This window comes from Pustulibacterium marinum (genome assembly GCF_900116665.1).
Taxonomy (GTDB): domain Bacteria; phylum Bacteroidota; class Bacteroidia; order Flavobacteriales; family Flavobacteriaceae; genus Pustulibacterium; species Pustulibacterium marinum.
Genome location: NZ_FPBK01000007.1, coordinates 41,223 through 56,088, shown reverse-complemented (window position 1 = coordinate 56,088; position 14,866 = coordinate 41,223). Strand labels below are relative to the sequence as shown.

Below are 14,866 nucleotides of genomic sequence, written 5' to 3'. Positions count from 1 at the left end.
GTTACAATTTCTTTGCGTTCTTTACTTTTTGATTTGTAACTGCTATTTCTATTACTTCACTCATTTCACGAACAAAATGGAAGGTAAGACCTTTTAGATAATCGGCTTTAATTTCCTCAATATCTTTTCGGTTATCTTCACACAGAATGATTTCTTTAATACGAGCTCTTTTTGCTGCCAATATTTTTTCTTTTATTCCTCCAACTGGTAAAACTTTTCCTCTAAGAGTGATTTCTCCCGTCATAGCTAAGCTTTTCTTCACTTTACGTTGAGAGAATAAAGAAACTAACGATGTTAACATAGTGATACCCGCACTTGGACCATCTTTTGGTGTCGCTCCTTCCGGAACGTGAATATGTACATTGTATTTATCAAAAATTTCAGGATTTATACCTAATTCTTCAGCATTTGATTTTATGTACTGCAATGCAATGGTAGCCGATTCTTTCATTACAGTTCCTAAATTCCCTGTAATGCTCATAGTACCTTTTCCTTTTGAAAGAATTGATTCTATAAATAAAATATCACCACCTACACGCGTCCAAGCTAAACCTGTAACAACTCCGGCAACATCATTGTTTTCATACTTATCACGTTCTAGTCTAGCAGGTCCTAAAACTTTTTCTACATCTTCTACAGTCACTTTTACATTATACTCCTCCTCCAATGCTACAGATTTGGCAGCATAACGTACCATTTTGGCAATTTGCTTTTCTAAACCACGAACACCGGATTCTCTTGTATATCCTTCTACAATTTTTTCAAGTTCTCGCTTACCAATTTTCAAATGATCTTTGGTTAAGCCATGTTCTTCTAATTGTTTAGGCAATAAATGACGCTTTGCTATTTCTACTTTTTCTTCAATAGTATATCCAGTAACGTTGATGATTTCCATACGATCTCTCAACGCTGGTTGAATTGTGTTCAAACTATTGGAAGTAGCCACAAACATCACTTTGGAAAGGTCATACCCCATTTCCAAAAAGTTGTCGTAAAACTCACTATTTTGTTCCGGATCTAGGACTTCCAACATTGCAGAAGACGGATCGCCGTTATGACCTACTGATAGTTTATCAATCTCATCCAAAACAAAAACAGGATTAGATGTTCCAGCTTTCTTTAAAGATTGAATAATTCTACCAGGCATTGCTCCAATATAAGTTTTACGGTGACCACGAATTTCTGCTTCGTCACGCAAACCACCCAATGAAATACGTACATATTCTCTACCTAAAGCTTTGGCAATAGATCTTCCTAAAGAAGTTTTACCAACTCCAGGAGGTCCGTACAAACATAGAATTGGAGATTTCATATCATTACGAAGTTTCAACACTGCAAGGTATTCTATGATTCTTCGTTTAACGTCTTCCAACCCATAATGGTCTGTATCTAGAACTTTTTGAGCTCTTTTAAGATCAAATTTGTCTATTGAGAATTTGTTCCAAGGTAAATCTAAAAATAAGTCTAGATAATTACGCTGAATAGAATACTCCGCCACTTGAGGATTCATGCGTTGCATTTTTGAAAGTTCCTTTTCAAAATGCTCTTTTACTTTATCGTCCCATTTTTTAGATTTTGCACGCTCGCGCATTTCTTCAATTTCTGCTTCATAAGAAACACCGCCCAATTCTTCTTGAATGGTTTTCATTTGTTGATGCAAGAAATATTCGCGCTGCTGCTGATCAAGATCATGACGAACTTTTGATTGAATATCATTACGTAAATTCAATTTCTGAACTTCCACATTCATAAATTTCAACGTAGCCAATGCACGTTCTTTCAAATTATGAATCTCTAGTAATTCCTGCTTTTCTTCTACATTTAAATTCATGTTAGAAGACACAAAGTTGATCAAGAATGAATTACTTTCTATATTCTTAATAGCAAAACTTGCTTCGGTAGGAATGTTTGGACTGTCCTTAATAATTTGTAATGACAATTCTTTGATAGAATCTATGATGGCCGTAAACTCGCTATCACCTTCATCTGGCTTCTCTTGAGGAACCTCTTTGATAGTCGCTTTTAAATACGGTTCGTTTTGAATAATTTCATTGATCTCAAAACGCTTTTTCCCTTGAATAATTACGGTTACATTACCATCGGGCATTTTTAAAACGCGTAATATTCTTGCTACCGTACCAATTGTATTTATATCTTCTAATTCAGGTACTTCTACATTCTCATCTTTTTGAGAAACAACACCAATTACTTTTCCTCCAGCATTTGCATCGTTAATCAATTTTATAGAAGTATCTCTTCCAGCAGAAATAGGAATTACTACTCCTGGAAATAATACGGTATTTCTAAGCGGTAATATGGGTAAAGATTCCGGCAGTTCTTCACGTTGTATTTCCTCCTCATCTTCTGGAGTCATTAACGGTATTAACTCTGAATCTTCATCTATGCCTTGTAATGACAAATTGTCAAAATTTCCAATTTTCAATTTCTTCATAGTTTTTACTAAGTCAACATGTCATTCACTATGCATGCAACTTTGATTATCAACATTCGATTATTGCTACAACAAACTGTAAATCAACACAAATACATTTACCTTGTGGTTGTTGCGCTTGTATTATGGTCAATTAATATGCCACAGGTTTTTTCTCTTTCAAAATAAAAACAAGATACATAATAAAAAAGTTTTAAGAAACTGTAACAAAATCTTTCTAACTTCATCTCTATTACAAAGAATAACTTTTTGAGCCACACTAACCAACATATTGAGCAACTCATCACTTTGTGCAAAAAAGGAAACCAAGCTGCGCAGTTGGAAGTTTACAACTTGTATTTTAAAGCCATGTATAACACAGCTTTGCGAATTGTAAAAGATCCTTTTGAAGCCGAAGATGTAATGCAAGAGTCTTTTTTGAGTGCATTTACCAAACTAGATTCTTTTAGAGGAGAGGTTGCTTTTGGTGCTTGGTTAAAACGAATTGTAGTAAACAACAGTATTCAACATTACAGGAAAAACAACAAATACGAATCGGTAACGATAGATGATGTTTTATATAAGGTTGAAGCTAATGATGGTATTGCTGCCGATTATGAATTTACCAATATGAAGGCTCAAAAAGTATTGGAAATCATGAAAACGCTTAAAGACAATTACAGAATTGCTTTGACCTTATTCTTGATTGAAGGATATGATTATGAAGAGATTTGCGCTATTATGGATATTTCTGCAGCCAATTGCAGAACTACCATTTCAAGAGCAAAAGAGAGTTTAAGAAAAAAACTAGAAGCACAATGCGTTTAGAAAAAGATACTATTGACAAATTGTTTGATGATTTACAAGGTAGTTTTGATACTGAACTTCCTTCTCAACATCATGCACAAAATTTTGCCGAACGTTTACAAGAGAAAAAACAAGAATCCATTGTTTTAAAACCAAAGACCAAAAAATCTTTCGTACAAAAATGGTGGATGGTTGCAGCATCTGTAGTAATACTTATTTCTGCCGGGCTATTTACCCTTGAACAGCAAAACAGCGAAGTGGCAACGCTATCTCCAGAAGTAGTAAAAGCGCAAACATATTTTGCCAGCATCATCAATACTGAACTTGAAAAACTGGACAAGGAAAAATCATCTCCTTTAACCAAAAAGATCATTTCAGATGCGATGATTCAGCTAGATAAACTGGAAAAAGATTACAACAAACTAGAAGAAGAATTAATTGAAGATGGTGAAAACAAAAAATTGATCTATGCGATGATTACAAACTTTCAAATGCGCATAGAATTATTACAAAATGTTTTGAACACCATAGACGAAGTGAAAACCCTTAACACAGAAACCCATGAAAACACTATTTAAAATATCATTTATTATGCTTGCATTTATCCAAATATCATTTGCAAGCACTCCAAAAGAGAAAAATTTCAACGGTAAATACACCAAAGAGAAAACCATCAAAAGAGAATTTATGGTTTCGTCCAGCGCTCTTTTGAAAATAAATAACTCTTATGGAAATTTAAATATTACCAGCTGGAATGAGAATAAAACAGCTATAGAAGTTCATATAAAAACCAATGGTAATAACGAGCAAAAAGTAATAGACAAGTTAAACGATATCAATATTATTTTTGATGCAAATGAAAATTTGGTCAGTGCCAAAACTATTTTTGACGAAAACGGTTGGAGTTGGGGTTGGAAAAACAACAATGTAAATGTTGAAGTTAACTACGTTATAAAACTTCCTGTGAATAATCAAGTTGATTTAAGCAATGATTACGGAGGAATTTATTTAAATAAGTTAAACGGAAAAGCCAAAATCAGTTGTGATTACGGAAAACTAGAAATTGGAGAACTTTGGGGAAGTAACAATGAGCTTAACTGTGATTATACAACAGATTCTCACATTGGAATTTTTAAAGACGGAAATATCAATGCTGATTACAGCGATCTAACTATAGAAAAAACTAAGAATCTCTACTTAAATGCTGATTATACAAAAACCAAAATTGAAAAAGCAGACAAGGTAGAATACAATTGTGATTATGGTAGCTTAACAGTTGGAGATGTTATGAATTTTAGTGGAAATGGAGACTACCTTTCCTTACGAATTGATAGCGTTTACGGTAAAGTATCCATTAGATCTGATTATGGATCCATTAAAATTAGAGAACTTAGCGTTAAAACTGAAGGCGTTGAAATAAGATCTAGCTATACAGGAATCAGTATGGGATATCATCCAGATTTTGCGTTTAACTTTGATATCAGCTTAGATTATGCCGGACTCACAGGAAAAGAAGACTTAAACTTCACGTTAAAAGATTCTGACTACACTTCTCATAAATATCAAGGATACTATAAATATCAAAATACTGGAAAAACCATCTATATCAGAAGTGATTATGGAGGTGTGAATCTAACGAAACTATAATAGTAACCGAAAAAATTAAATCAATCAAAAACCGAATATTATGAAATCTTTCTTTACTTATTTGAGCCTTGCGACTATTTGCTTTTTAAATGTACAATGCAGTACGCCCTGGAATAGCGTAAGAGGTAACGGAAACATTATTTCAGAAACTAGGAAAACTGGTTCCTATGATGAAATTTCTTTATCATCTTCCTTCGATGTAACCCTGATATCCGGAGATGAAGGAACGATTACTATAAATGCTGAAGAAAATTTATTACAGTATATTATTACTGAAGTGAATGGAAATAGCCTAAACATTTATACCAAAAACGGAACAAATATTAGCTCCAATAAAGGAGTGAAAATTACGGTTCCAGTAACGAGTATATATGAAGTTTCGCTAACAGGATCTGGAAGTATTAAATCGCAAACTACATTAGAATCCAAAGACTTTAAAACACTTATAACGGGTTCTGGTGATATTATTCTACCTATAAACGCAAAGTCTACAGAAGCTTCGGTAACTGGTTCTGGAGACTTGCAACTTACAGGAACTACCGATTTTTTTGAAGGACGTGTTACAGGATCTGGTGATATTATTGCCAATGATCTTGAAACCAAAGATGCTGATGTTCATGTTTCGGGATCTGGAGATATTAAAGTTAATTGTTCTAACAATTTAAAAGCTTCTATCACAGGATCTGGTGATATTATGTACGTTGGAAATCCTATCACCCGAGATTTTTCAACAACAGGTTCAGGAGACATCTCCTCCTCCTACTAAATTTAAAACCACATCCCTCAACAAATAAAAACGGCCTCTATCTCAAAGAGATTAGAGGCCGTTTTACATTTATAGAAATTGAATTAGCAGCTTACTAAATGTTGTGATTAATCACAACTTACAACAAATAAATATAGTTCTTCTATTTTTATCAAAGATCCTGTTGTTGCATCAGCAATACGAATATAAACAACATCTTCTAATTGTGTTGTATTTTGATATGGAGAACTTAATACCTGATTGTTAAAATATGCTCCATTCTCTGTAGCATGGTAAGAAACTGTAATAGACTCATCTCCACCCGTAACTACATCCGTATATCCAGTTAAATCAAAATAAGCAAAATTATCTATCTCTTGTGGATTTTCAGGATCATCACCTGCATCACATGCTGAAAGATCAAAATTGTAAATATCTAAATAATCTGGAGTGCCGTCTCCATCTGAATCTACAGCATCACTTGGATTACCATCTCCATCTGGATCAGACTCTTCAAATTCAGTGGTTTTGCCGTCTCCGTCATCATCATCATCTAAATAATTAAGAATTCCATCTTCATCGGTATCCAATTCATCCTCATAACCTTCATAGATAGTTAGCACACCGTCATTATCATCATCAGTATCTAAATAATCTGGTGTCCCGTCGTTATCAGAATTCTGTAAGGTAACTCCATTTTCTACAAGCGTAGGAACTCCATCACCGTCATCATCATCATCTAAATAATCTAAAACGCCATCTTCGTCAGAATCCTGTAAAGCTAGAGGAGCTTCATTCTGGGTTGGTATTCCATCTCCATCATCATCTGCATCTAAATAATTTGGTATTCCATCACCATCAGTATCCAACGCATCGTCTGGAACTTTGTTTCCATTAGTATCAGGATTTTCATCTGCTGTTAAAACTCCGTCATTATCGTCGTCTTCATCCAAATAATCTGGAATTCCATCACCATCAGTATCTTGATCAGATAATTTGTTTTCTGCAATATCCGATAATCCGTCTCCATCAGTATCAGTTGTATTTGGCGTACCTACTACAACATCTGGTATCTCTTCTCCTAAATCTACGGGTTCGTTATCACATGCATAGGTTAATGCAGCCAAAACCGTAATATACAGTATAGATTTGTAATTTATTTTCATGTGCTGTATTGATTGTTGTGTTGGGTTATTCTTCGCTTACTGCATAAAAGGTTTTGAAAACTCCATCGGATATGTGGTGTTCCGAGGTTTCAAAATCAAAATATCCTTCTACGTAATTCGCATCTTGATTGTGTAATGTAATGGTAATTAAACCGGAATTAGCTCTATTAGTAGCTGATTCTTCACCTGTATTCATCAAATAATTTGCAAGAAAATAACCTTGTGTACTAGATATAGAATATGTTCCTTCTACCGTTTCTGATGGAAATACCAATGCGATACTATTGCTACCGTTTGCTGCTAAAATTCTAATAGCATCATAGGTGCCTTCTTCAATAACATTGTTATCTTCATCATTAAAATCATACTCAATTTCAGTGGTGTAAGCATAAGCATCTACTCCTGTAGAATCTTGCGCAAAGGCACTACCATCTACATTTGCACTAAAAACAGGATCTGCATCTGCAGGCCATGGTGTTAATTCAATATCTTCTTCACTACAGGAAAATAAGGAAACTAGTAGCACGAAAATAAAGGATACTTTAGTAAAGTTTTTCATTAGCATGTTTGGTTTGTTTTGCAAAAACACAAATATAAAGGAATTATTTGTACCTGAAAGTAATTTTGAGAGGAAGTTAAATTATTATTAAAAAAAGAAAAACCACTAGTTATTTTAGTGGTTTTTTACAGTTATTAAGCCTGTTTTTAATAAAGTTGATAACTTATCAATTCGTAAGTATTTGAAGAACTTTCTGTTTTAATCACACCTATTTGATCGGCAAAATATGCATAGGTAGTTATAGATTGTAACTCTTCGCCCGCAAGAGAAGCTGTTGCATCGGTACGTAATACAATTACATTTTCATAGGCAGTACCGTTAACTGTAAGAGCTACATCTTTCTGCTCCATAGTTGTTATAATAGACAAATTTATAGATAGCGTAGTTTCACCCACTGGAGTGTCTCCGGTAGTAGAAACACTGATATCATTCTCCATAGTTTCTCCTACTTCCATATCGTCTTGAAAATACATATATTCAAATGGTTCATTTGAGAATGAATATCCATAATAATCGATTTCAGATTCTTTTATGTAGCTATAATACGTAGCACCAGATTTACGAAATCCCATTTCTGCTGTTGCAATATCACTGCCAGTAGCTGCAGATAATACAGAAGCATCCGTCATATAATAAGTATTACCATTGAATTCCTCGGTACTTGATAACGTTAATGATTGCTCATTTCCACTTTCGTCTTCCATATCCCAATTGTTATTACTGGCTAATGGAAAGTAATCTCCTGTTGATTCTCCTTCGTCTATAGTAGTGTCATCATCATCACTACAACTTATAAAGCTGAAGACGCACACAAATGCAAGTAAATAATATGTTTTCTTTTTCATAGTAAAATGGGTTTATTTTTCTCGGAAAATACCACTTATTATTTAAAAGTGAAATTTTGTACATAAAATTCACAAAAAAGCGCCATCCAGATAGATAGCGCATTTTTGTGAATATTCTAATATTCTATAGTTTAACCAAGAAGGGAGTCTTTAATACAATGAATAACTCGTTAAATTTGATGAAACTCCTAATTCAGAATCCCATTTTAGAACTCCCACATTATTTCCAAAGTAATAATAAGTAGAAGAATTTTCTCCGTTGAATGACAATAATAGCTTAACTTTTATTACATCAGTATATTCTTCTCCATTTACTGTTAATGTGTCAAGAAATTCAACAATGGTACTGGTATATGTAGCATTTACGGTAACACTAGTGGTTCCATAGTCAGGGATGGTAGTTTCCGATTCATATGAAATATCCGTGGTAATACTTTCTCCTACCTCAAGATCATCCTTAAGAACTGCAAATTCGAACCCTTCTGTGGTAATAGAACCTCCTGCGTAATTAATCTCTAAATCATCTGTATACATATAATAAGTGGCGCCAGACTTTCTAAAACCTTGCGAAGCTTCAATTCCATATGTATCATCTACAGCAGAGTACATATAATACATGTGACCATCATGTTCTTCTTCATCAGATAACAGGATGTTCGTCCCATCTGAATAGTTCCATTCATTATTAACTTCTAATGGTAAATAATTTCCTGTACTTTCTCCTTCATTTATTGATTCACCGTCATCACTTGTACAAGAAGTAGTTGCTGCTGCGAAAACAAACAATAATGCGAACGATTTTAAAAAATTGTTTTTCATTTATAGATATATGCTTTGATTAGTTGGCTACGAATACAATCATTTTTATTCTTTAACGTAATTTATTTCTTAGGAATCCTAAGCATCAACAATACACCAGCCACAAAGAAAACAACTAAAAACAATACCGAATTTCTCATAGAACCGGTAATCTGGTCAATTACGCCATATAACGCCATACCTATAACAATACCTATTTTCTCCGCAACATCATAGAAACTAAAGAAAGATGTGGTGTCTTTGGTTTCCGGTAAAAATTTTGAATACGTAGATCTCGATAATGATTGAATACCTCCCATTACCAAACCTACAAAACCGGCTGTAACATAAAAATGGATGGGTAGTGTTACAAAATAAGCAACAACACAAATCACTGTCCAAATAATATTTATGGTAATTAACGTTGGAATATTTCCAAACTTAGCGGAAACTCTTGAGGTTAAAAATGCTCCAAGTACTGCAACAATCTGAATCATTAAAATACTTATGATTAATCCCATTTGTTTTTGATCGTCCGAACCCCAAGCTATTTCTTGCTCGCCAAAATAAGTAGCTACGAGCATTACCGTTTGTACGGCCATACTGTAGACAAAGAAACTGACCAAATAGCGCTTTAATTTTATATTTTCGGATAGTTTCTGCCAAACTTTATTCAGTTCTTTATAACCATTCAGTAATACATCTTTGGTTACTTTTGGCCGCTCATGATTTCCTTTTGGCAAATAGTAATAAGTATATTGGCTAAAAGCTATCCACCAAACGCCTACAGAAATAAAAGAATAGCGCATTGCTGTCATGGCTGCTTTACCACTGGTCTCGGCAACAATACCAAACATTTCGGGATACATTACCATTGCTAAGTTGAAAACTAACAGGAATACACTTCCGATATACCCCAATGAATATCCTTTGGCACTGATTTTATCTTGTTGCTCAGGAAAAGCAACATCTGGCAGATATGAATTATAAAACACCAAACTTCCCCAGAAACCTATCAATCCTAAAAAATATAGGAGTAGACTTATGTACAATCTGTCTAAACTAAACCAATACAAGCCAATACACGCTAAAGCTCCCATGTAGCAAAAAAACTTCATGAAGAACTTTTTGTTTCCCACATAATCAGCGATTCCGGAAAGTAAAGGAGAAATAATAGCTACAACCAAAAAAGCAAAAGCCGTTACAAAACTGATCAACGCAGAATTTTTCACGGTGAAACCAAAGAAAGAAATATAATTACTTCCAAATTCGGTAAATAATCCACCATAGAAAATAGGAAAAACGGCAGAAGCGATTACCAAACTGTATACTGAATTTGCCCAGTCATAAAATGCCCAGGCATTCAGCAATTTTTTGCTTCCTTTTGCTAGTTGATTGTTCATTGGTTTGCTAGTAAATAGTTAGTTTGAAAATTGAAATTAACAATTTATTTTTCATTTACTAAGTTCCCCAATATTATTTTTAGGCAATCAATTAAAAAATTGAGTCTATAATTTTACAGAAACAATCCCGTTGTCCACCGGTAAAATAGACCCTGTAATACTTTTGCTGGCGTTTGATAATAAAAAGTGAACTACAGAAGCAACGTCCTCAGGCTGTAAATAATTCTGTAACGGATGTCTCTCTTTCAATTTTTCCTTCATACTATCACTTCTGAACAATCTTTCTGCCAAATCAGTTTTTGTGACGGTTGGGGCCACAGCGTTTACGCGAATTAAAGGAGCAAACTCAGCAGCCAAGGTTTTTACCAAACCTTCTACTGCAGCTTTTGAGGCAGCGATACTTGCATGGTATGGCATTCCTAGTTGTGTGGCAACAGTGCTAAAACAAACCACGGAAGGGTTATTTCCTTTCTTTAAGATCTTCGTATACTTTTGAATACAACGAACAATTCCTATAACATTGATTTCGAAATCTTCTCGAAAATCGGTAATTTTTAAAGACGCTATAGGTTTTAAATTGATACTTCCAGGACAATACACCAAACCATCCAATGATTCGATATCTGGTAATTCATCCTTCAAAATATCTAATTCATATTGCTGAACACTTTCGGGTAAATTACCTTCGGTTCTGCTAAAACTTATTACCTCATGATCTTTTACTAAACCCTCTACTACCGCTTTTCCTATACCACGACTTCCACCAATAACCAAAATTTTTCTCATCGTTTAGCTATTTTATTGTTTGAAATATTTTTTTGCCTAGAGCATTTAAATCTACCTGATTCAAAATTTCGTTTCTTTAAATGTTTGGTTGCTCTTCCTTGTACCCGTTTTCTCCAAAGCTTGAAAGAAGAAGGCTTTAGTTCGGTACGCATTAATTTGATGACATCAGCTTCTGAATATCCAAACTGAAATTTAATGGCATCAAAGGGCGTTCTGTCTTCCCAAGCCATTTCTATAATTCTATCTATTTTTCTTTCGTTATTCATTTTGTTTAATTTTTTTAAAATAAATTTAAACAAAATACTATTGAATACAAAAAAAGCATGCCAATGATGACATGCTTTTTAACGAACTTTATAATTAATTATTTAAACGAGGTCACTCCAAACTTTTGAGCTTCAGCTTTCGCTTCTGGTGCCCACTGAGTTAAATTAGCTATTCTGGTTTCGTTTGATGGGTGCGTACTTAAAAATTCTGGAGTACTACTACTGCCATTTGCACTCATACGTTTCCATAATTCTGCAGCTTCATCAGGATTATAACCAGCAATTGCCATTAATTGTAATCCAATTTTATCGGCTTCGGTTTCATGCTTTCTACTAAACGGAAGCATTACTCCAACTTGTGTACCGGCAGCATAAGCTGTATTGAAAAGGCTTAATGTTTTCTCGTCTTCTATAGCCACATTTCCGGCAACAGCTCCTACCTGCTGAATCGTAGAAGCACTCATTCTTTGTGCTCCATGATCTGCTAAGGCGTGTGCCACTTCGTGTCCCATTACCACAGCGATACCTGTTTCATCTTGTGCTATGGGTAAAATTCCACTATAGAAAACTATTTTTCCGCCTGGCATACACCAAGCATTTACCGTTTCGTCTTGTACTAAATTGTACTCCCACTCATAATCATCCAAATAATTAGGATGACCATTCGCCGTTAACCACTTATCAGCTGCCAACGCGATTTTCTGCCCTACGTTTTGAATCATTTGTGCATCTGATGTTCCTTTAATTACTTTGTTTTCATTCAGAAATTCATCATACTGAGCAAATGCTGTAGGGAATATTTGACTATTCGGATAAAAATTTAATGTATTCTGTCCTGTAAACGGATTTGTTTTACAAGAGAACACAAAGAAAGCCAATGTTCCTAGTAAAAATATCTTTTTCATTCTGGTAAGTTTTTATCAAAGATACTATACTATTTATTTCCTACGAGTCTGATATCACTGAAAATCTTGTTAACTTTTATAGCATTTTCTGAATCTGATGTTAAATCTTTCAAACTTACCTCTTCGTTATCTATAAACACCTTGGTAATCTCAAATGGCACTCCGTGCAGTCTGAATTTTAGATCGTTATAATCGGTATCAAATTTTCCTTCATGATGTTGTTGAATTACAAGCTCATCTTTTTTACCTATCAACTTGAAGTTCATAATACTATAACGACCTTTGGTATAGTCATAACCATCTTGAGCATCTTCGTAAACCAATGATTTCTCTTCTCCTAGTTTATAATAAACATCCAATGTTAATTCATCGATTGTTTTTTCTCCAACATATTGCTGAACAGGATATCTTGGTATGATGGCTCCTTCTTTGATAAACATTGGCATAATGTGAAGCGGTGCTTCTACCCACATTTCTCTTCCTCCTGTAACAACTTCATCTGTCCAATAGTTGAACCATTTTCCTCTTGGAACATACATTCTTCTACCCTGTACGTTAAACTCCAGAATTGGACAAACTAATATTTTTCTACCAAAAATAAACTCGTCTGTTCTGTAATGCGTTTGAACATCGGTTTGATCAAAATATACTAATGGTTTTATAATCGGTTCCCCTTCTGTAGCATATCTCCAAAAAGCAGTGTACAAATAAGGTAGCAACGTATAGCGAAGCTCTATATACTTTCTTGAAATATTCAATACATCTTCATCAAAAGACCATGGTTCTTGTTCTCCGTGGTCACCTGAAGAGTGCGTTCTACAAAATGGGTGAAAGACTCCCAGCTGAATCCATCTTGCGTATAACTCTCCAGTTGGCTGTTCTGCAAATCCACCAATATCGGTCCCCACAAAACTCATTCCACTAATACACATACGTTGTACTTGTACTGTGGCCAACCATAAATGTTCCCAATTGGCTACGTTATCTCCTGTCCAAAAAGAAGTAAAACGCTGAGTACCAGAATATGCTGCTCGTGTAATTACAAACGGACGCTTTGGATAAGCAAATTTCTTAACGCCTTCATACGTAGCGCGAGACATTTGCATACCATATACATTGTGTGCTTTTCTGTGACTACAAGGGTTACCGTCATAATCATGACGCACATCTAAAGGGAATGTTTTGGTAGGAACTTCCATAACTGCTGGTTCGTTCATATCGTTCCAAACACCTTTCACTCCTATATCTTCTATTAATTCTTCAAAAAGATCTGTCCACCATTCACGTACTTCAGGATTTGTAAAATCTGGGAAGTAGCAACGACCCGGCCATACTTTTCCTCGCATATAAGGACCATCGGCGCGGTGACAGAAATAATCATTCTCTAGAGCTTCCTGAAAAACACTGTATTCTGGATCAACCTTGATTCCCGGATCTATAATTACAATGGTTTTAATGCCATCTTCCATAAGATCGGCCACCATTTTCTTTGGATCTGGAAAATAATTCTTATTCCAAGTAAAACAACGGAAGCCTTCCATATAATCTATATCCAAATAAATAGCGTCACACGGAATTTGTAATTCACGAAATTTAGCTGCAGTGTCTCTAACTTTTGCTTCTGGATAATAACTCCATTTACATTGGTGATATCCTAAAGCCCACAAAGGAGGTAATTCTGGTTTACCGGTAAGATCGGTATATACAGAAACTACTTGCTGCATTTCAGGGCCATAAAAGAAATAATAGTTCATTTCTCCTCCATCTGCCCAAAAACTAGTGACGTTTCTTCGCTCTTGACAAAAATCAAAATAGGTACGGAATGTATTGTCAAAGAAAACCCCATATGCAATTCCCTTTCTGAGTCCTACATAAAACGGTACTGTTTTATAAAGTGGATCTCTATCTGTATTGTATGCATACTCATCTGTATTCCAATTGGAAACTCTCTTTCCTTTTAAATTAAAATGAGTAGGCTTGTCTCCCAAACCATAGAAACTTTCGCCATCTACGGTTGATTTACTCATTTTTACAATGTTACCACCGTATTCGTAATTTTCTTCCCAGTGGAATCCTAATTCGTCTTCCAGAATAGAATTTCCTTCTAAATCATAGATACCAACGCGCATATCTGCTTTGTTGATAATACATTTTACCTTATTGGTAATGATGGTGTATTTATACGTATCGTCTACTACTTCAAGCTTGTTATAACCATGAATAGATTCTTCATCTATTGCATAGGAAAAATCATTTTCAAAAACACCTTCTGTTGTAAATCGAAAGCGTAACAAACTATCTCTAAGAACCGTAACGCAAAGAACCACGCCATTTTCTGCTGTAAAAAACAGATTGTTTATGGTTTGTTCAAACGACTTAATTGCATTTGGGAACTGATTTCCTCTATATTCGAGTTGGGTGTTAGTAATCATATGGCAATGAGTTTATATTCTTATAAAGCTAAAATTATAATACCAGATTCTTGTTAATTATTCTATAATTATATGT

At 34.6% G+C, this 14,866-nt stretch carries 14 protein-coding genes; 4 read left to right on the top strand and 10 right to left on the bottom strand.

What is annotated here, in order from left to right:
* Window position 1: 1 nt before the first annotated feature.
* Window positions 2-2,452 (bottom strand): endopeptidase La, encoded by a 2,451-nt coding sequence (lon, locus tag BM383_RS10680; protein ID WP_093025128.1) that lies wholly within the window; start codon window positions 2,450-2,452, stop codon window positions 2-4.
* A gap of 249 nt (window positions 2,453-2,701) precedes the next feature.
* On the opposite strand from lon, the gene BM383_RS10675 reads away from it, so the two are divergent.
* Genes BM383_RS10675 through BM383_RS10660 form a run of 4 tightly spaced genes read left to right on the top strand, consistent with a single transcriptional unit; the run spans window position 2,702 to window position 5,651 of the window.
* Entirely contained in the window at window positions 2,702-3,259 is a 558-nt protein-coding gene (locus tag BM383_RS10675; protein WP_093025127.1) for an RNA polymerase sigma factor, read from the top strand.
* Complete coding sequence (locus BM383_RS10670) at window positions 3,250-3,816, top strand: hypothetical protein (protein ID WP_093025126.1); 567 nt, start codon at window positions 3,250-3,252, stop codon at window positions 3,814-3,816. The genes BM383_RS10675 and BM383_RS10670 overlap by 10 nt, the downstream gene beginning before the upstream one ends.
* Before the next feature lie 13 nt (window positions 3,817-3,829).
* On the top strand, window positions 3,830-4,885 hold the full coding sequence (locus BM383_RS10665; RefSeq protein ID WP_245766571.1) for a DUF4097 family beta strand repeat-containing protein: 1,056 nt from the start codon (window positions 3,830-3,832) through the stop codon (window positions 4,883-4,885).
* Window positions 4,886-4,925: 40 nt separating this feature from the next.
* Complete coding sequence (locus tag BM383_RS10660; protein ID WP_093025124.1) at window positions 4,926-5,651, top strand: head GIN domain-containing protein; 726 nt, start codon at window positions 4,926-4,928, stop codon at window positions 5,649-5,651.
* A 107-nt stretch (window positions 5,652-5,758) separates the two neighbouring features.
* Here BM383_RS10660 and BM383_RS10655 read toward each other — a convergent pair whose 3' ends face one another.
* The 9 genes from BM383_RS10655 to BM383_RS10615 all read right to left on the bottom strand — a co-directional run bounded on the left by BM383_RS10655 (window position 5,759) and on the right by BM383_RS10615 (window position 14,790).
* On the bottom strand, window positions 5,759-6,796 hold the full coding sequence (locus tag BM383_RS10655) for a hypothetical protein (protein ID WP_093025123.1): 1,038 nt from the start codon (window positions 6,794-6,796) through the stop codon (window positions 5,759-5,761).
* A 25-nt stretch (window positions 6,797-6,821) separates the two neighbouring features.
* Complete coding sequence (locus BM383_RS10650; protein ID WP_093025122.1) at window positions 6,822-7,355, bottom strand: DUF6252 family protein; 534 nt, start codon at window positions 7,353-7,355, stop codon at window positions 6,822-6,824.
* A gap of 146 nt (window positions 7,356-7,501) precedes the next feature.
* Window positions 7,502-8,200, bottom strand: a complete 699-nt coding sequence (locus BM383_RS10645) for a hypothetical protein (protein ID WP_093025121.1) — start codon at window positions 8,198-8,200, stop codon at window positions 7,502-7,504.
* A 150-nt stretch (window positions 8,201-8,350) separates the two neighbouring features.
* Complete coding sequence (locus BM383_RS10640) at window positions 8,351-9,019, bottom strand: hypothetical protein (RefSeq protein ID WP_093025120.1); 669 nt, start codon at window positions 9,017-9,019, stop codon at window positions 8,351-8,353.
* Between the two features lie 62 nt (window positions 9,020-9,081).
* Entirely contained in the window at window positions 9,082-10,401 is a 1,320-nt protein-coding gene (locus BM383_RS10635) for an MFS transporter (RefSeq protein ID WP_093025119.1), read from the bottom strand.
* 105 nt (window positions 10,402-10,506) lie between these two features.
* The gene (locus tag BM383_RS10630; RefSeq protein WP_093025118.1) at window positions 10,507-11,187 is read right to left on the bottom strand and encodes an SDR family NAD(P)-dependent oxidoreductase; all 681 of its coding nucleotides are present in this window, start codon (window positions 11,185-11,187) and stop codon (window positions 10,507-10,509) included.
* A complete protein-coding gene (locus BM383_RS10625; protein ID WP_093025117.1) occupies window positions 11,184-11,453 on the bottom strand; it encodes a TIGR03643 family protein in 270 nt (89 codons plus the stop codon). Before BM383_RS10625 ends, BM383_RS10630 begins: the two co-directional genes overlap by 4 nt.
* 98 nt (window positions 11,454-11,551) lie before the next feature.
* Window positions 11,552-12,358 (bottom strand): M48 family metallopeptidase, encoded by an 807-nt coding sequence (locus tag BM383_RS10620; protein ID WP_093025116.1) that lies wholly within the window; start codon window positions 12,356-12,358, stop codon window positions 11,552-11,554.
* Between the two features lie 29 nt (window positions 12,359-12,387).
* Window positions 12,388-14,790, bottom strand: a complete 2,403-nt coding sequence (locus BM383_RS10615) for a glycoside hydrolase family 31 protein (protein ID WP_093025115.1) — start codon at window positions 14,788-14,790, stop codon at window positions 12,388-12,390.
* Between the last annotated feature and the right edge of the window lie 76 nt (window positions 14,791-14,866).